This window comes from Nocardia sp. NPDC059229, from assembly GCF_042754165.1.
In the GTDB taxonomy this organism is placed as follows: domain Bacteria; phylum Actinomycetota; class Actinomycetes; order Mycobacteriales; family Mycobacteriaceae; genus Nocardia.
On the sequence record NZ_JBHZAK010000025.1, the window covers coordinates 98,959 to 118,000 of the forward strand.

General features: G+C 67.5%; 12 protein-coding genes. 9 read left to right on the forward strand and 3 right to left on the reverse strand.

Annotation, left to right across the window (positions count from 1 at the left end; genetic code table 11):
• From ACFXHE_RS37725 to ACFXHE_RS37745, 5 genes are all read left to right on the forward strand, one after another.
• Positions 1 to 702 (forward strand): alpha/beta fold hydrolase, encoded by a 702-nt coding sequence (locus ACFXHE_RS37725; protein ID WP_379389517.1) that lies wholly within the window; start codon positions 1 to 3, stop codon positions 700 to 702.
• Positions 703 to 1,031: 329 nt separating this feature from the next.
• Entirely contained in the window at positions 1,032 to 1,862 is an 831-nt protein-coding gene (locus ACFXHE_RS37730; RefSeq protein WP_379389519.1) for an LppX_LprAFG lipoprotein, read from the forward strand.
• 377 nt (positions 1,863 to 2,239) lie between these two features.
• The gene (locus ACFXHE_RS37735; RefSeq protein ID WP_379389550.1) at positions 2,240 to 3,649 is read left to right on the forward strand and encodes a fatty acid desaturase; all 1,410 of its coding nucleotides are present in this window, start codon (positions 2,240 to 2,242) and stop codon (positions 3,647 to 3,649) included.
• Positions 3,650 to 3,786: 137 nt separating this feature from the next.
• Entirely contained in the window at positions 3,787 to 4,953 is a 1,167-nt protein-coding gene (locus ACFXHE_RS37740) for a type III polyketide synthase (RefSeq protein WP_379389552.1), read from the forward strand.
• 36 nt (positions 4,954 to 4,989) lie between these two features.
• Complete coding sequence (locus ACFXHE_RS37745) at positions 4,990 to 6,912, forward strand: ATP-binding cassette domain-containing protein (RefSeq protein ID WP_379389521.1); 1,923 nt, start codon at positions 4,990 to 4,992, stop codon at positions 6,910 to 6,912.
• A gap of 154 nt (positions 6,913 to 7,066) precedes the next feature.
• Here ACFXHE_RS37745 and uvrA read toward each other — a convergent pair whose 3' ends face one another.
• Together uvrA and ACFXHE_RS37755 are read right to left on the reverse strand one after the other, a co-directional pair.
• On the reverse strand, positions 7,067 to 10,066 hold the full coding sequence (uvrA, locus tag ACFXHE_RS37750; RefSeq protein WP_379389523.1) for an excinuclease ABC subunit UvrA: 3,000 nt from the start codon (positions 10,064 to 10,066) through the stop codon (positions 7,067 to 7,069).
• 202 nt (positions 10,067 to 10,268) lie between these two features.
• Positions 10,269 to 11,102: a sigma 54 modulation/S30EA ribosomal C-terminal domain-containing protein gene (locus ACFXHE_RS37755; RefSeq protein WP_379389525.1), complete on the reverse strand. Its 834-nt coding sequence runs from the start codon at positions 11,100 to 11,102 to the stop codon at positions 10,269 to 10,271.
• Positions 11,103 to 11,356: 254 nt separating this feature from the next.
• Here ACFXHE_RS37755 and ACFXHE_RS37760 point away from each other — a divergent pair, with 254 nt between their 5' ends.
• Entirely contained in the window at positions 11,357 to 12,004 is a 648-nt protein-coding gene (locus tag ACFXHE_RS37760; RefSeq protein ID WP_354846173.1) for a response regulator transcription factor, read from the forward strand.
• Positions 12,005 to 12,076: 72 nt separating this feature from the next.
• Positions 12,077 to 13,807, forward strand: coding sequence for a GAF domain-containing sensor histidine kinase (locus ACFXHE_RS37765; protein ID WP_379389527.1), 1,731 nt, complete (start codon positions 12,077 to 12,079; stop codon positions 13,805 to 13,807).
• A 46-nt stretch (positions 13,808 to 13,853) separates the two neighbouring features.
• Here ACFXHE_RS37765 and ACFXHE_RS37770 read toward each other — a convergent pair whose 3' ends face one another.
• On the reverse strand, positions 13,854 to 15,050 hold the full coding sequence (locus ACFXHE_RS37770; protein WP_379389529.1) for a beta-ketoacyl synthase N-terminal-like domain-containing protein: 1,197 nt from the start codon (positions 15,048 to 15,050) through the stop codon (positions 13,854 to 13,856).
• 176 nt (positions 15,051 to 15,226) lie between these two features.
• On the opposite strand from ACFXHE_RS37770, the gene ACFXHE_RS37775 reads away from it, so the two are divergent.
• Positions 15,227 to 16,558: a diguanylate cyclase domain-containing protein gene (locus tag ACFXHE_RS37775; RefSeq protein ID WP_379389554.1), complete on the forward strand. Its 1,332-nt coding sequence runs from the start codon at positions 15,227 to 15,229 to the stop codon at positions 16,556 to 16,558.
• A gap of 161 nt (positions 16,559 to 16,719) precedes the next feature.
• Positions 16,720 to 18,996 (forward strand): HelD family protein, encoded by a 2,277-nt coding sequence (locus tag ACFXHE_RS37780; protein ID WP_379389531.1) that lies wholly within the window; start codon positions 16,720 to 16,722, stop codon positions 18,994 to 18,996.
• Positions 18,997 to 19,042 lie beyond the last annotated feature (46 nt).

The window sequence follows — 19,042 nt, forward strand, 5'->3', positions numbered from 1 at the left end:
ATGGCACGGATACTGCTGGTTCCCGGCTTCTGGCTGGGCGCATGGGCGTGGGAGGAAGTGGCCGGGCAGTTGCGGTCGCTCGGGGACGAGGTCGAGGCGCTGACCCTGCCGGGTCTGGATCCGGCGGATCCGCAGCGATTGTCGGCAACCCTGGAGACACAGGCGCGCGCGATCGTCGCGGCCGGCCGCGAGGGCGATGTGCTGGTGGCCCATTCGGGCGCCGGTGCGGTCGCGTACATGGCGACAGATCTAGCGCCGGAACTGTTTTCGCGCGTCGTGTACGCCGACAGCGCACCCATGCCGGAGGGGTTCGTCCTCAACCCGGCCCTGGGGGACGCGGCGGAGTTTCCGCTGCCGGACAACTGGGCCGAGGTGGAGGCCATGGGGAACCGCCTGGCCGGATTGGACGAGGCGATGCTGGCGCGCTTCCGGGAACGGGCGGTGCCGGTCCCGGCCGGCGTGGCGGGCCGCCCGGTGACGCTCGGCGATTCGGCTGCGCGACTGAAGGTTCCGACCACCGTGATCTGCTGCAGCTTCCCCTCGGAGCTGGTCCAGCAGCTCCGCGACGCCGGGGACCCGCCGCTGTTCCGGGAGCTGCGGAACATCGATGCGGAGTACGTGGACCTGCCGACCGGGCACTGGCCGATGTGGTCGAAACCTGAGGAGCTCGCCGAGCTGATCCACGAGACCGCACAGCACTGATTCCGCTGAAATTTCAACGATCAGCTGAAATTTCAAGAATCAATTGGCTAATCTCCAGCGACAGAACTGTGCGCAAACTAGCGGTCACTCGGCTTGCTGCCAGCTCAGCGAAGCTGTTAACGCTCGCCGCCACGTCGGAAATACTGGGTTGCAGGGTAATCGCCTGCGCGGCTGGATGATCTAAAGCTTTGGCGTCACGCAGGTGGTGCTGGTTGGATGCCGGAGTATCGCCTCGTTCGACACGGACGCGGCGAAGTCCTGCATACTACGACGGGCAGCGGCAAGGCTGTCCTCACAACGAGATCGAACGGAATCTTCGGGGGTTGTACATGAATGAACTGATGTCCCAAGGCAAGCGCACCGCTGGACGCCGCGTCCGGCGCAGTGTCCTTCCGATCATGATCGCCGCCGCGGCGGCCGCCGCGCTGGTGTCGGGCTGCTCCTCGTCCTCCAGCTCGGACAGCAAGGCCACCACCTCGCAGGCGGCCCCGCCGTCGCAGCTGCCCGACGGCGCGCAAATCGTCGCCGAATCCGCCAAAACCACCCAGACCCTGCAGTCGGTGCACGTGGTCATGGATGTCCAGAACCTCCCGACCCTCCCGGTCGAGAGCCTCAAGGCCGACGTCACCAACCAGCCGCAGGGCCAGGGTCAGGCCATCGGTGAGGCCAAGGTCAAGGTCAAGCCGGACGCCGACTTCACCGACACCAAGTTCATGGTCGTCGACAAGACCCTCTACACCGGCGACGGCAGCAAGTACTCCCCCGTCGGCCCCGCCGAGAAGATCTACGATCCGGGCGTCCTCCTGGACAAGGACAAGGGCCTCGCCAATGTCATTGCGCAGGTGAAGAACGCGAAGGCCGAGAGCCGCGAGAAGATCGACGGCGTCGACACCGTGAAGGTGAGCGGCACCATCGACGCCTCGGTGTTCGACCCGGTCGTGCCGCAGATCGGCAAGGACGGCGGCACCTTCCCGATCACCCTGTACATCAAGGACGTCGCTCCGCCGAGCGGCGCCGGCACCACGCTGCCGTCCACGGCCGCCTCGCCGGGCACCGGTCCCAACCTGGTGCGCGCCGTGGTCACCAAGGACACGGGCACCGTCACGGTTACCCTGTCCGACTGGGCGAAGCCGGTCCACGTCACCAAGCCCGGCAGCTGATCGCGCACATCCCTGTCATGTGAGTTCGGAGCCGGTTCGGGGAAAAAGCAACGGCGGCAACGTTTGTCGTCCGCCCTCCCCGGACCGGCTTTCGCATTTTCGGCACACGGTCCGAAATACCATTGCTTACAACCAATTCCGGCTCGCTCCGCGAGCTGGTTAGTCCGCAGCTATCTCGGCTGCACGCTTAAGAGATTGTTCAGTGAAATGCAAGGCGCAACAGCGACGATTTCGTCTGAAAGTTCAAACGTCGTGCCTGCGTGTGGAGGGATGAGATGACGATCGAACGACCAGAGGCCAAGGCGACGATCGAACGCCCGGAAACCGAAGCGACGATCGAACGCCAGGAACCCGAAGGGGAGTTCCGCCGGCCCCCGATGGACGGCCCACCGCCGGTATCGAATGTCTGGGTCTACAACGGCAAAGCCTACGACCTCAGCGACTGGATTTCCAAGCATCCGGGCGGCGAGTTCTTCATCGGCCGGACCAAGAATCGCGACATCACCTCGATCGTCGGTTCGTACCACAAGAATCCGGAGGCCATCGGCCGCATCCTGAAGAAGTACGCGCTGGATCGCGACGCCCTGCCGGAGGACATCCACCCCAAGGCCAACGCGCCCGCCTTCCTCTTCAACGAGGGCTTCGACAGCTGGCGCGACACCCCGAAGTTCACCTTCGACAACAAGGACGACCTGCTCCACCAGGTGAAGGCCCGGCTCAAGGAACCCGAGCTGGCCGCCCGCATCCGGCGCATGGACACCTACTTCAATATCGTGGTGGCCACGCTGGCGGTGCTGTACTTCGCGGTGCAGGGCCTGCGGCTGTTCGAGCGCAGCTGGATGCCGCTGCCGGTGTTTGTGATCGCCATGGTGCTGCTGCGCAGCTCGCTGGCCGGCTTCGGGCACTACGCCATCCACCGCGCCCAGAAGGGCATGAACAAGATCTACACGAACGCCTTCGACTTCAATTACGTCGCACTGGCTTTCGTGACCGCGGACGGCCACGCGCTGCTGCACCACCCGCACACCCAGAGTGAAGTCGACATCAAGAAGAACGTCTTCACCATGATGATGCGAGTCCCGCGGCTGTACCGGGTGCCGATCCACACCCTGCACAAGTTCGGTCACACCATCACCGGCATGACCATTCGCCTGCTCGACGTCTGCCGCCTCACCCGCAAGGTGGGCATCAAGGACATGTACGGAACCTGGGGCGGTGCGCTGCCGCACTTCATCGGTTCCTTCGGCGTGCGCTTCCTGCTGCTGGGCGAGCTGATCGTCTTCACCGTGATGGGCGACTTCTGGGCCTGGGCACTGCAATTCGTGATCACGCTGTGGATCTCCACCTTCCTGGTGGTGGCCAGCCACGACTTCGAACTGGAGACCGAGGAGATCGAGTCGAACTCCGAGGACTGGGGCGTCAACCAGATCGAGCAGGCCTACGACCTCAAGGTGGTCGGCAACCGCTACGTCGACTGCTTCCTGTCCGCGGGCCTGAGCTCGCACCGGGTGCATCACGTCCTGCCCTACCAGCGCAGTGGTTTCGCGAACATCGCGACCGAGGACGTGCTGCGCGAGGAGTCCGCGAAGTTCGGGGTGGAGTGGCTGCCGGCCAAGAGTTTCTTCTCCGACCGCTTCCCCAAGCAGATCCGCACCTACATTCTCGCGCCGTCCGACGACGCGGTGGAGCGCAAGTGGGGGTTCGTCAAGGAGCACTTCTCACCACTTGCCCTGAAGACCTGCGCCGTCTACACGGTTCAGGGCTTCACCGGAATCGGAACCGTCTGAACCGATTCCACTACCGCGGTGCGTCCGTACATGCGCCGGCCGCACCGCGGGTCGTCATATCGAAACGAGGGGAGAATTTCGTGTCAATCACCATCGATGAAGGGGGCGCCCGCCCCTCGACGGCGGCGACCCGGCTCGTGGGGGGCGAGCCCGGCTCGGCCTTCCTACACCGGGAAGGCTTCGCACCCGCGCCGCTGCCGCCGACCCCGCCGACCACCGTCGGTGTCATCGAATCCATCGCGACCGGTTCGCCGAGCCAGATCTTCTCGCAGGCCGACGCCGCCGCCCAGGTGGCCGGACTGTTCAGCGATCCGGTGCAGCAGGCCCGGATTCCGCGGATCTACCAGAAGACCCGCATCACCACCCGCCACCTCGCGGTCGACCCGATCGACCCCGAATTCCTGTCCTACAGCAAGGAAGTCGGCACCATCCGGGACCGCATGAACACCTTCTACGAGCACGCGGTGCCGCTGGCCGTGGATGTGGCCGGACGCGCCACCGCGCACCTGGAGGACCGGGCGTCGGAGATCGGCATGCTGGTCTTCGCCACCAGCACCGGCTTCATCGCACCCGGCGTGGACGTGGCCGTGGTCAAGCAGCTGGGCCTGTCCCCCGCCGTCAACCGCGTCATCGTGAACTTCATGGGCTGCGCCGCGGCCATGAACTCGGTGCGCGCCGCGGTGGACTACGTCCGGGCGCACCCGGACATGAAGGCGCTGGTCATCTGCATCGAACTGAGCTCGGTGAACGCCGTGTTCGACGACAATATCAACGATGTCATCATCCACAGCCTCTTCGGAGACGGCTGCGGCGCGGTGGTCATCGGGGCCAGCCAGCCGCACCAGCCGCTGCCGGCCGGCGCGGTGGTCATCCGCGACAGCTTCAGCTACCTGTTCGACGACGCGGAGGACGGAATCGTCCTGGGCGTCAACGACAATGGCATCACCTGCGAGCTGTCGGAGAACCTGCCGCAGTACATTCTGCGGGGCGTGGACCCGGTGGTGACCGGCGTGCTGGCGCGCAATGGCATGACCAAGTCCGACATCGACCTGTGGGCGATCCACCCGGGTGGCCCGAAGATCATCGAGGAGTCCGTGCGCTCGCTCGGCCTCGGCTCCGAGCAGGCGGCGACCAGCTGGGACGTGCTCGCCGAGTACGGCAACATGCTCAGCGTCTCGCTGATCTTCGTGCTCGAGCAGATGATCGCGCAGCAGGCCACGCAGCCTATCTCGACCGGGGTGGCGTTCTCGTTCGCGCCCGGCGTCACCCTCGAGGGTGTCGTCTTCGACATCATCCGCCCCTGATCCGGGCGTAGTTTCCGTCCAGAGAGCCCAGCAGCCATGCAACTCATCAGATTCCTCATCTCCATCTCGTGGATGCGGATCGCCGGCGTCATCGCCTCCGGTCTGGTCTGCGGTGCGGCCAATACCTACCTGGTGACATTGATTCGGGGAGTGGTGTCACCGGAACCGCATCCGAGCGTCACGGTCCAGGCGTTCGTCGCGACCGCGCTGATCATCCTGATCAGCGGCGTGATCTCGCAGGTGCTGCTGATCCGGCTCGCGCAGGAGGCCATCTACCGCCTGCGCGCGGACCTGAGCGCCCGCATCGTGTCCGCGCCGCTCGAACACCTCGAGCGGCTCGGGCAGCACCGCCTCATCGCGACCCTGACCGAGGATGTGCGGTCACTGTCGCAGGCGGTCACGGCCATTCCGAGCATCTGCATCGACCTGGCGACCATCATCGGCTGCTTCGTGTTCCTCGCGATCGTGTCCGGCCCGATCTTCGCCACCACCGTCGCGGGTACCCTGCTCGGAATCGCCTGTGTCGAAACGGTTCTCAAGAAGGTGCGGCACCTGTACCAGGCCGCCCGCGAGAACGAGGACGGCCTGCTGCGGTCCTTCCAGGAGGTGTCGCTGGGCATCAAGGAGCTCAAGCTGCACCGCGGGCGGCGGCGCGACTTCATGGATCGGCAACTGCTCGGCTCCGCCGAGCAGCTCCGGGTGCAGAACGTCGACGCCGGCTCCAAGTTCACCTTCGCCCAGGGTTTCGGCCAGCTGCTGCAGCTGGGCACCATGGCCCTGATCCTGTTCGGCCTGGCGCGCGCCCTGGACCTGCCGCAGAACGTCATGGTCGGCTACGTCCTGGTCACCACGTTCCTCTCGATGCCCATGCAGAACTTCATGCACCGTATTCCCGACCTGCTGCGCGGTGACGTGGCACTGGCCAAGATTCGCTCGCTGAATCTGTCCATCCAGACCGCGCACGACGAATCCACGCTGCCCTACACCGAGCGTCCCGCCGCCACCGCCGCGCGGCTGGAACTCAACGACGTCAGCTACAACTACCTGAGCGAAGCGCCGCCGGCCTTCCCGCCCGTGCCGGGTGGTCCGCCGCCCGGTACCGGAGCCCATCCGGGTGGCGGTGCCCGGCCGCACCCGGGCGGCGGTGGGCGGCCCGGCGCACCCGGTGCGCCCATGGGCGGACGCCCCGGCCCGCATCCGGGCGGACGGCCCGGCGGCCCGCCGCCCGGCCACGGCCCGCGCGGCACCGATCGGCCGGATGTCAACGGCCACCGGTTCGTCGACCACGGCGGCTACCCCGTCCCGGTGGGCGCGCCCATGGCGCCGCCGCAGGCCGACGGGTCCGGCTTCCACCTCGGACCGCTGGACCTGACCTTCTCACCCGGTCAGATCAGCTTCATCGTGGGCGGCAACGGCAGCGGCAAATCGACGCTGGCCAAACTGATCACGGGCCTCTACGTCCCGCAGCACGGCCACCTGTCGCTCAATGGCGAGGCGATCGACCACGAGAACATCGAGTGGTTCCGGCAGAACTCGTCGGCTGTCTTCACCGACTTCCACCTGTTCGAGGACTATCTGGGCTTCGACGAAGGCGTCGACGACGAGGTCCGCAAGTACCTGAAGGAACTCCAGATCGACCACAAGGTCACCGTGGAGAACGGCCGGCTGTCGACGATCGCGCTGTCCCAGGGGCAGCGAAAGCGCCTGGCGCTCTTGACCGCTCTGCTCGAGGATCGCCCGATCTACATGTTCGACGAGTGGGCCGCGGACCAGGAACCGAAGTTCCGCGACGTCTTCTACCGGGAAATCCTGGTGAAGCTCAAGGAACGCGGCAAGACCGTCATCGTGATCACCCACGACGACCGCTACTTCGACTGCGCCGACCAGATCGTGAAACTCGACTTCGGCCACATCGCCGAGGTCAAGGAACTCAGCCCGCCCCTGGCGGCCGCCGAGTAGGCACGAAATACGAAGGCCCCGCACCGATTCCGGTGCGGGGCCTTTCGTCTGCGGTCAGCCGTCGATCTCCACCTCGGCCGCGACGGTGACGCAATAGCCGAGGGGCAGGGTGGTCATGCCGACAGCTGTGCGTGCGTGCCGCCGTCTCTCGGCATCAGCGGAGGGCGGCGGCCTTGCGGCGGGCGGCGGCTGCCTTCTTGGAGGCGGTGGCCTGGGCGTCGGTCTTGGGGGCCGCCTTCTTGGCCGGAGCCTTCTTCGCTGCCTTCTTCGCCGGCCTGGGTTCGGCGAGGGAGGCGGGCTGGGCGGCGAGGACGTGCTTCAGGAACTGACCGGTGTAGCTTTCCGGGACTGCGGAAATGTCCTCCGGGGTGCCCTGGGCGATGACCAAGCCGCCGCCGGAGCCACCCTCGGGTCCCATGTCGAGGACCCAGTCGGAGGTCTTGATGACGTCGAGGTTGTGCTCGATGACGATGACCGTATTGCCCTTGTCGACCAGGCCGTTGATGACCGTCAGGAGCTTGCGGATGTCCTCGAAGTGCAGGCCGGTGGTGGGCTCGTCGAGGATGTAGATGGTGCGGCCGGTGGAACGCTTCTGGAGTTCGGCGGCCAGCTTCACGCGCTGGGCCTCACCGCCGGAGAGCGTGGGGGCGGACTGGCCGAGGCGGACGTAGCCGAGGCCGACATCCACCAGGGTCTTCAGGTAGCGGTGGATGGAGGTCACCGGCTCGAAGAACTCGGCCGCCTCCTCGATCGGCATATCGAGGACCTCGGCGATGGTCTTGCCCTTGTAGTGCACCTCGAGGGTCTCGCGGTTGTAGCGCGCACCGTGGCAGACCTCACAGGGGACGTAAACGTCCGGGAGGAAGTTCATTTCGATCTTCAGAGTGCCGTCACCCGAGCACGCCTCGCAGCGGCCGCCCTTCACATTGAAGGAGAACCGGCCCGGCTGGTAGCCACGCACCTTGGCCTCGGTGGTGGCCGCGAACAGGGTGCGGATCTTGTCGAAAACGCCCGTGTACGTAGCCGGATTCGAGCGCGGCGTACGGCCGATCGGCGACTGGTCGACCTGCACCAGCTTGTCCAGGTGATCGAGACCGTTGACCCGGGTGTGGCGACCCGGAACCTGTCGCGCGCCGTTCAGCTTGTTCTGGAGCACGGTCGCCAGAATGTCGTTGACCAGCGTCGACTTACCCGAACCCGACACGCCGGTGATCGACGTCAGCACGCCCAGCGGGAAACTCACGTCGATGTTCTGCAGGTTGTGCTCGACCGCGCCGACCACCGTGAGCTGCTTGCGCTTGTCGACGGGTCGCCGCACCAGCGGCACCTCGATCTGCTCTCGGCCGGAAAGGTAAGCGCCCGTGAGCGATCCCTTGTCCTTCAGCAGCCCGTCGTACGGACCCGAGTACACCACCTGACCGCCGTGCTCACCGGCCAGCGGGCCGATGTCGACCACCCAGTCCGAGGCGTGAATGGTGTCCTCGTCGTGCTCGACCACGATGAGCGTATTGCCGAGATTCTTCAGCCGCGTGAGGGTTTCGATGAGCCGGCGATTGTCGCGCTGGTGCAGGCCGATCGACGGTTCGTCCAGCACGTACAGCACACCCACCAGGCCGGACCCGATCTGGGTGGCCAGCCGAATGCGCTGCGCCTCACCGCCGGACAGCGTGGCCGCGGCGCGCGAGAGCGTCAGGTACTGCAGACCGACATCCAGCAGGAACCCCAGGCGTGCCTGGATCTCCTTGATCACCTGCGCCGCGATCGCCGTCTGGCGATCATCGAGGGTCAGGGTGTTCAGGAACTTCGCGGCATCACCGATGGACAGATCCGACAGGTCCGCAATGGATTTGCGCTCCGGGCCCGCCGACAGCGTGACCGCCAGAATCTCCGGCCGCAGTCGCGCGCCATTGCAGACGGGGCACGGGATGTCCCGCATGTACCCGTCGTAGTGCTCCTTCATCGCCTCCGATTCGGTGGCGTCCATGCGCCGCTGCAGGAACGGCATCACACCCTCGAAATCGGCGTAGTACGAACGCTTGCGGCCGTAGCGGTTGGTGTAGGAGACGTGCACCTGCTCGGAGCTGCCCTCCAGCACCGCCTTGCGGGCCTTGAGCGGCAACTGATTCCACGGCGTGTCCATCGAGAAGCCGATCGCCTCGGCCAGGCCCGACAGCAGGCGGGTGAAGTATTCGGCGGTCTGCCCGCGCGACCAGGGCGCGATCGCGCCGTCATTGAGGCTCAGATCCGGGTCCGGCACAACCAGATCCGGATCGACCTCCTTGCGGATACCCAGACCCGTGCAATCCGGGCAGGCGCCGTAGGGCGAGTTGAAGGAGAACGACCGCGGTTCCAGATCCTCGATATCGAGCGGGTGCCCGTTCGGGCAGGCCAGCCGCTCGGAGAAGCGCCGCTCCCTATCGTGGGCGTGCTCGTCGCGATCCACGAAGTCCAGCACCACGATGCCGTCGGCCAGCCGCAGCGCCGTCTCGATCGAATCGGTCAGGCGCTGTTTGGAACTCGGCTTCACGGCGAGGCGGTCCACGACCACCTCGACATCGTGCTTCTCCTGCTTCTTCAACTTCGGCGGATCGGTCAGCGGATGCACCACGCCGTCGACCCGGACGCGCGAGTAGCCCTGCGAGTTCAGCGACTCGAACAGGTCCACGAATTCGCCCTTGCGGGTGCGCACCACGGGCGCGAGCACCTGGAACTTGGTGCCCTCCTCCATGGCCAGCACCTGATCCACGATCTGCTGCGGGGTCTGCTTGGCGATCAGATGACCACAGACCGGGCAGTGCGGGGTGCCCGCGCGCGCGAACAGCAGACGCAGATAGTCGTAGACCTCGGTGATGGTGCCGACCGTGGACCGCGGATTGCGGTTGGTCGACTTCTGGTCGATGGACACCGCCGGGGACAGGCCCTCGATGAAATCCACATCCGGCTTGTCCATCTGGCCGAGGAACTGCCGCGCATACGCCGACAGTGATTCCACGTACCGCCGCTGGCCCTCGGCGAAAATCGTGTCGAAGGCGAGCGAGGACTTTCCGGACCCGGACAGACCAGTGAAAACGATGAGACTGTCGCGAGGTAGGTCGAGGTCGACCCCTTTGAGGTTGTGCTCCCGCGCTCCGCGCACCGTCAGGCGATCCGCCACTGGCCATCCTTCCAACGTTTCAGCATCCAGACATACCCCCGACGCCATGCTAGGGGCACCCACCGACAAGTTTGGTTACGCGTGCTGAAACGCTGGTCACTGCCCGCCTCTCCGCGCCTTTAGCGGACGGCTGAGAGCCGTCGGCGTTGGCAACCCGTGCCGGCGGTTGGGTGCCGAACCGATTCTGGACGTACCCGGCGAGTTACCCTCGACTCACGAAATCAGTCGGCACCTCGGGCAAGGATACGGACAGCACGCGCCGCACGCAGCTCGCGATCGCCCGCGGCTGCAGGACCCGATCCCGATCCCGGTCGCGATCGCGCGAGCGGTCCTCGGCGCCGGCCGCTGTGACCAGCGTGAGATCGCCGTCGAAGCGCCGATACAGCAGCCGGCCGCGGCGCGTATCGGCATCGGTGAAGAAGAGATAGGGCAGCCCGCCCAGGCACAGCCGGGCCACCGCCTCGTCTTCGAGCAGGACCGGCACGCCGTCGCGCATCCGGCCCAGGGTCCGCACCCCGAGCGGACCGGTCCAGCAGACCACCGCCTCGGATCCGGTCTCGGCATCGATGAACAGGTGCGCGTCGTAATCCATGGCATCCAGCACCCGCGCCGCCGCAGCGGGTGTGGCCACCTGTAGTCGATAATCCTTGCGCCGCACGATCGGTCGTGGCTCGGTCACCGCGGACAGCGACGGCCGCGCGGGATCCGGCCAGGGCCGGGACAATTCGTCCGGCGGGCAGCCCAGCCGCAGATCCAGCCGCTCCAGCGCGAAGGTGGACGCGAACCGCCCCGGCCCGGCGACCTGCACCCGGAATGCCTTCCCCAGCGTCCGGACACCCGCCTGCACCAACGTCGTCTCGTCCTCGGCGGCGGGCCAGTGCAGGCGTGCCCGCACCGGCCCTGCGACCCCGTGCCGGCGCAGGATCCTGCCCAATCCGCGCACCACCCGGGTCACCTCCCCCGACGGGACGGGCCCGTGCGTGGTCACCACGAAATCCGGATCGATTCCACTCGACCACACATCGAATGCGCCCATAGCCGACCCCGCTCTCCCTGTTCCGACCCGGCAACCCGTCTCCATGGCAACACACCCATGTCACCCCCGACAGTGCCGAAAGTCCCGAACCAGACCACTTTCGGGGAAAATTCTCCGACAAAAATAACCGGACAAATTTCCGGATGGTTCGGGCACCGGAAATTAGGGACCTTCGGCGGTATCCGGGCGTCTTCCCGCGAGATACGTTTGCCACTACCATTTCGCGCGCCCGCGACCCGAGCTTGGAGGCCGTCGTGATCAAAGTCTTCCTGGTCGACGATCACGAGATCGTCCGCCGCGGTCTGACCGACCTGCTGGAGGAGGATCCCGAACTGACCGTCGTCGGCGAGGCTGGTGACGTCGCCCAGGCGCTGGCCCGGATCCCGGCGCTGCGCCCCGACGTGGCGGTGCTGGACGTCCGCCTGCCCGACGGCAACGGCATCGAACTGTGCCGCGACCTGCTCGCCGACATCGACGACCTGCGCTGCCTGATCCTCACCTCCTACACCGACGAACAGGCCATGATGGACGCCATCCTGGCCGGCGCCAGCGGCTATGTGGTCAAGGACATCAAGGGCATGGAGCTGGCCAAGGCCATCAAGGAGGTGGGCGCGGGCCGTTCGCTGCTGGACAATCGCGCGGCGGCGGCGCTCATGGCGCGGCTGCGGCGCAGCACCGAATTCGACGGCCCGCTGGCCGGTTTGACCGATCAGGAGCGCAAGCTGCTGGATCTGCTCGGCGACGGCCTCACCAACCGGCAGATCGCGGAACGGATGTTCCTGGCGGAGAAGACCGTCAAGAACTACGTGTCCCGGCTGCTGGCCAAACTCGGCATGGAACGCCGCACCCAGGCCGCCGTGCTGGCCTCGAAATTGCGTACGGGACAGTCACGTTCGGCATGACGGCCTCTCGGCAACCTCGGCCCGCATAGAATTCCGCTTGCCGTGTCGTATCCGCCGGACCGCAGGACAACCATGCACGACACACCCCGCACCGGTCCCTACTCGGTGCGTGAAACGCTGTCGCAGCTGCGATTACGCGAATTGCTCACCGAGGTCAAGGACCGGGTCGAACAGATCATCGACGCCCGGGATCGCATCGACGGGCTGGTCGAGGCCATGCTCGCGGTCACCTCCGGCCTCGATCTGGACCAGACCCTGAGCACGATCGTGCGCGCCGCCACCATCCTGGTCGACGCCCGCTTCGGGGCGCTGGCGGTGCGCGGGCACGAACAACAGCTCAGCCAGTTCATCTTCCACGGCAACGACGAGCAGACCCGGGTGCGGATCGGCGCGCTGCCCCAGGGCCACGGCGTGCTCGGACTCATGCTCGACAAGCCCGAACCGCTGCGCCTGGACGATCTCGCGCGCCACCCCGCCGCGACCGGATTCCCCGAGCACCATCCGGTCATGCGCACCTTCCTCGGCATGCCGGTGCGGATCCGCGGCGAGATCTTCGGAAACCTGTACCTCACCGAGAAATCCGGCGGGCACCCCTTCACCGAGGACGACGAGGTGCTGCTGCAGGCACTGGCCGCCGCAGCCGGTATCGCCGTCGACAATGCCCGCCTCTACGAGCAGGCCCGCACCCGGCAGGCCTGGATCGAGGCCACCCGCGATATCGCCACCGAATTCCTGGCCGACACCGAACCCAGCAAGGTGCTGGCCCACGTGGTCGAGCACGCCCGCGAGCTGACCGCCTCCCAGCAGGCGCTGCTGGCCGTGGTCGCCGATCCGGACGACGCGCCCGAGGATGTCGCCGAACTCGTCGTGGCGCAATGGTCCGGCCCCGACGGGCCGCCGGACGGACACGCGGTGCGCACGGTGGCCACCGCCGTCGGGCAGGCCCTCACCACTCGCACCCCGCTGCGCTTCGACGACGCCCGCCACATCGATCTGGGCACGCCCATCGCCGATATCGGCCCTGCCCTCGTGCTGCCGCTGCACACCCCGGACTCCACCCTGGGCGTGCTGATCACGCTGCGCGCCGCCGAATCCGCGCCCTACACCGACGAATTGATGGAGCTGATCGCCGCCTTCACCGATCAGGCCGCGCTGGCCATGCAACTGGCGGTGGCGCAGCGCCGCATGCGCGAACTCGACATCCTCACCGACCGCGACCGGATCGCCCGCGACCTGCACGACCACGTCATCCAGCGGCTGTTCGCCATCGGGCTCTACCTGCAGGGCACCGTGCCGCGCGCCCGGGTGCCCGAGGTGCAGAAACGGCTGGCCGACGCCATCAACGATCTGCAGGACGTGGTGGAGGAGATCCGCACCTCCATCTTCGATCTGCACGGCGGCGACGGGCACAGCACCCGGCTGCGCCAGCGCATCGAACGCGCGGTCAAACAGCAGACCACCGCCACCGACATCCGGGCGCTCATGCACATCACCGGACCGCTGTCGGTGGTCGAGCCGGCGCTCGCCGATCACGCGGAAGCAGTTGTGCGCGAGGCGGTCTCGAACGCGGTCCGGCATTCCGGGGCCGACACCATCACCATCGACATCGGCGTGGCCGACGATCTCACCATCGTGGTCTCCGACAACGGCCGCGGCATTCCGGACAACATCACCCCCAGCGGCCTGACCAACCTGGCCCGGCGTGCCGAACAGTCCGGCGGCAGCCTGGCGGTGTATCCGCGGCGCGATCCGAGCGGCGAGGGCACCGGCACCAAACTGCACTGGTCGGTGCCACTGCATTGACTCGCCGAGATCGAGCGTTATCGACTCGCTGAGATCTCGGGTCTCCTCAGCCGACCGGGCCGAGCACCACCGCGGAGTTGTTGCCGCCCATGCCCAGCGCGGTCTTCACCGTGATGCCGTCGACGCCGCGCCGGACGCCGTCGACCAGACGGGGATGCGCGGACGCCACGATCGGGGCGGACACCAGCAGCCCGCGGTCGTAACCCAGTGCCGCGACGGCCACTTCGACTCCGGCCGAGGCGGCCTGGCAGTGCCCGGCCAGCGGCTTGAGCGCCACCACCGCCGGGCGATCGTCGAAAAGCTCCGCCAGCAGCGCGGTTTCGGCGGCGTCGCACTGGGCGGTGCCGGAACCGTGCGAATTGAGGTACGCGACCTGGTCGGGACGGATATCGGCGCCGACCAGGGCGCGGCGCACGCACTCGAAGATCTGGGAGTAGGACGGCTCGACGGAGATCACGTGGTGACCGTCGTTGGACATGGCCCCGCCGAGCATCGCCGCATAGGGCCGCTCGGCGTCACGTGTCGCCAGGAACGCGACCGAGGCCTCGCCGAAACCGAAGCCGCGACTGCCCTGCTGGAAGGGGCGGCAGGCGTCGAGGGGGTCGGTGTCGTCCACCGCCGCGCCCAGTACCACGAACGGCTGCACCATCTCCGGAATCCCGGACAGGTCGGTCGCGACCACCAGCACGTCGTCGGCGATGCCCTGGGCCAGCCACAGCTGCGCGGTGACCAGGGCCACGTTCGCCGAGGAGCAGGCGGCGGTCACATTCATGGCCGGGCCGTGAAACCCGAACTCGCTCATCAGCATCGACACCGGGGTCGAGGGAAGTAATCGCAGATAGTCGCGCGAACGCCGCTGCCCGCCGCCGACGGTGTAGAAGTCCCGCCACTCGTAGGCGTCTCCGAGCACGGTGGCGTGCAGCAGGCCGACCGTCCGGCCGGGCCGCCAGCCGCGTTCGCGCGCATCGGCCACCGCCTCGCGTGCCGAGCCGATGACAGCGCGAAGGTAGCGGCTGGGCGGTAGCTCCGGATCGCCGCCGTCCGGCACGCGGGCGATCCACCCCTGCCGATCGCGTCCGGGCCCGTACCCTGGAAAGAGCCGGGCTGCGGGTTTGCCGGTCAGCAAACCTTTCCAGAGGGTTTCGCGGCCCCAGCCGTACCCGGTGACAGCGCCGATGCCGGCCAGGGTCATATGATCTTGATGCCGACCTGCGGTCATCGGGACGGGGATGATGCCTGGCATTTGCATCGCTCCTCTCGGGCCGTTGCCCGTATTGGTCACCACTCGCGGGCCGATGCTGTGCGGAACTGCAGTTCATTCAATACGGTCGGCAAGGGGCACCAGCAAATTTTTAGATAACAGAATGGTGCCGTGCTCCAGTGACGTGTCGGAACGACGATCAGGGGGTGCATGACGTGATGGGTAACGATCGGGCAAATGACTCGGCCGATGCCGAACAGCTGGCCCAGCGATACCGGTCCCTGGTGGATTACAGCCCCGACGGGGTCGTGGTCCACGAGCGTGGCACCGTCGTCTACGCCAACCCGGCAATGCTGCGGCTGCTGGCGGCCGCAGATCCGGACGACGTGATCGGGCAACCGGTCACCAATTTCGTCGAACGAAGTTCCGTCTCTCCCATGCTCGACCGCATCCGCCGCCTCACCATCGCGGGCACCGCGTCCGACCCCGCCGAGATGACGCTGATGCGATGCGACGGCGGCAGCGTCGACGTGGAGACCGTGTCGGTGCTCACCGCCTGGCACGAACACCTCGCCTACCAGGTGGTGGTGCACGATCTCACCGCGCAGCGCCGCGCCGAGGCCGCCCAGCAGCGCGCCGAACAGTTCTTCACCACGGTGGTGTCGCAGCTGGAGGAGGGGGTGGTGGTGATCGACCGGCACGGGCGCATCGAATCCGCCAATCCGGCCGCGCGCCGCATCTTCGGCTACGACACCGACGATCTCGTCGGCACCCACATCTACGACATCCCGCTGTCCCTGCTGGACGCCAATGCCCAGCCCATGCCCACGTCCTGGTATCCGGTGATCCGCACCCTCGCCACCGGAGAGACGGTGACCCGCTTCGTGTTCGGGCTCGACCGGCCCGACGGGCAGCGGCGCTGGCTCTCGGCCAACAGCCGGCTGCTCGATCCCAGCGATCCGGAGTCGGCGGCGGTGTCGTCGTTCAACGACATCACCGAATTCCGGGCCAGCCGAAGGCAATTGGAGTACCAGGCCACCCACGACCCGCTCACCGGGCTGGCCAATCGGGCGCTGGTGCTGTCGCGGCTGGCGGCGGCGCTGGGCACCACCGAGATCCTGCCGGTGTCCAGCGTGCTGTTCATCGACCTGGACGGGTTCAAGGCCATCAACGACACCCTCGGGCACGCCATCGGCGATACCGTGCTGCAGATCGTGGCGCAGCGGCTGCAGCGCGGGCTGCGCTCCGAGGACATCGTGGGCCGGATCGGCGGTGACGAATTCCTGGTGCTGCTGTCCGGCCGCACCCTGGGCGACGATATCGACACGCTCATCGCGCGGCTGCGCCAGACCATGGCCGAGCCGATCATCGCGCGCGGGCACCGCATCCAGGTCGACGCCTCGATCGGGGTGACGGACCTGTGCGCGGGCGACAATCGCACCCCGGAGGCCGTCCTGCACGATGCCGACGTGGCCATGTACCGGGCCAAGCCGCCCAACCATCAGAACGGAACCCTCGGACGCCGCAGCGACAGCACCCACGCCTCCTGAACCCGGCAGTTTCGGGGCTTGTTACCTGGCGGTACGGCGCGCGAGGGAATCGCGAACTAGACTCGACAACTCTGTTCTCGATGCTTCGCGCGCCGTACCCAACACGGCGGACGTGGTGAACAAGGAGTTCCGCTTTGCCCGACCTCACCGAGGAGCGTTCCGTGTCCGATTCCGCTAACGCGGCTTCCCCGGACCTGGAGCGCGAGCAGCAGTACCTCACGAAGCTCTACGAACAGCTCGACGGCATGCGCGCCTACGCCCAGCGGCGGCTGCGCACCGTGCTGCTGGAGACCGGCGGCACGCCGCAGGCCCGTAGTGAGCGCGAGTCGTTCACCCAGCTCTACTCCGAGGACCTGGCCAAGTACGACGCCGCCGAACACGGCCTGTGCTTCGGCCGCATCGACATCGCCGAGAACGGTGACAGTGAGCACCGCTACATCGGGCGCATCGGCATCCTCGACGAGAGCGCCGACTACGAGACGCTGCTGCTGGATTGGCGCGCTCCCATGGCCCGGCCCTTCTACCTCGCCACCACCGCCGCGCCCGACGGCGTGACCCGGCGGCGGCACATCCGCTCGCGCAACCGCACGGTCACCGGGGTCAATGACGAGTACCTGGACCTGGATGCCGCGCAGCGCGCCGGGGTGATCGGCAGCGACAGCGGCGTGGGCAGCGAGAGCGCGCTGCTGGCCGCGCTCAATGCCGCCCGCACCGGGCACATGAACGACATCGTCGAGACCATTCAGAGCGAGCAGGACGCCATCATCCGCTCCGAGCACAAGAGCGTGCTGGTGGTGCAGGGCGGGCCCGGCACCGGCAAGACCGCGGTGGCACTGCACCGCGCGGCCTACCTGCTGTACACCTACCGGCAGCAGCTGGACAAGGCCGGCGTGCTCATCATCGGCCCGAACTCGACGTTCCTGGACTACATCGGCCAGGTGCTGCCCTCGCTGGGTGAGACCGGCGTGCTGCTGTCCACCGTCGGCAACCTGTACCCGGGAGTGCAAGCGACACTGGAGGATTCGCTGCGCGCCGGGGAGCTCAAGGGCTCGCTCGACATGCTCGAGGTGCTCAAGAAGGGGGTGCGGGACTGGCAGGAGGTGCCCCGGGAGCCGATCCAGCTCTACTTCGACGGCCACCAGCTGGAGCTGGACCGCAAGATCGCCACCAAGGCCCGCGGCCGCGCCCGCTCCTCGCGCCGCCCGCACAACCTGGCTCGGCCCGTCTTCGCCGCCGCCATCGTCGACGCGCTCACCGATCAGCTGGCGGCCGCCATCGGCTCGAACCCGCTGGGCGGGCGAAACCTGTTGAGCCAGACCGATCTCACCGAGATCCGCGACGAGATGCGGGCCGACCCCGAGATCCAGCGCGCCATCGCCGGACTGTGGCCCATCCTCACCCCGCAGGAGGTGCTGGGCGGGCTGTGGGCCGCCCCCAAGCGCCTGGCCGATGCCGCCGGGCAGCTCAGCCACGCCGACCGGGCCGAGCTGTACCGGTCCGACAGCGGCGAGTTCAGCGACGCGGACGCGCCCCTGCTGGACGAGCTGGCCGAACTGCTCGGCATCGACGACAGCGAGGAGCGCGAGCGCTCCCGCCGCCGCTGGCGCGCCCAATTGGCCGAGGCCCAGGACGCGCTCGACATCCTCACCGGCTCCGCGCCCCAGGATCTCGAGGACGACCTCGACCCCGAACTGCTCATGGCCTACGACCTCATCGACGCCTCCCAGCTGGCCGAGCGCCAGCAGGTGCGCACCCGGCAGACCACCGCCGAACGCGCCGCCGGCGACCGCACCTGGACCTACGGCCACGTCATCGTGGATGAGGCGCAGGAGCTTTCGGCGATGGCGTGGCGAATGGTCATGCGCCGCATCCCGAATCGCTGGATCACCGCCGTCGGCGACGTGGCCCAGACCGGCGACCCGGCGGGCGCCTCGTCCTGGCAGCAGGTGCTGGAACCCTATGTGGCCAAACGCTGGAAGCTCACCGAGCTGACGGTCAACTACCGCACCCCGTCGGAGATCATGGCGGTGGCGGCGGACGTGCTGACCGCCATCGACCCGGCCGCGCCCGCGCCGCGCTCGGTCCGCGACTCCGGCTTCGAGCCCACCGCGACCCGGGTGGCGGCCCCCGAGCTGGCCGACGAGATCAAGCGGCTCACCGCCGCGGAAGCCGAGCATCCCGGCACCACCGTGGTCATCGTCCCGCACGACCTCGCCGCGGAACTCGCTCACCTGACCGATGATTCGGTGCGCGTGCTCACCGTCCACGACGTGAAGGGCCTGGAGTTCGACGCGGTCATCCTGGCCGAACCGCACCGGATCCTGGACGAATCGCCGCGTGGCCTCAATGACCTGTACGTGGCGCTCACCCGCGCCACCCAGCGCCTGGCCGTCGTGCATTCCGCGGACCTGCCGGAGGTCCTGCACCGGCTGCGCTGACCAGGACGGCGAACAGCGAAGCGGCCGAGCCCACATGGGCTCGGCC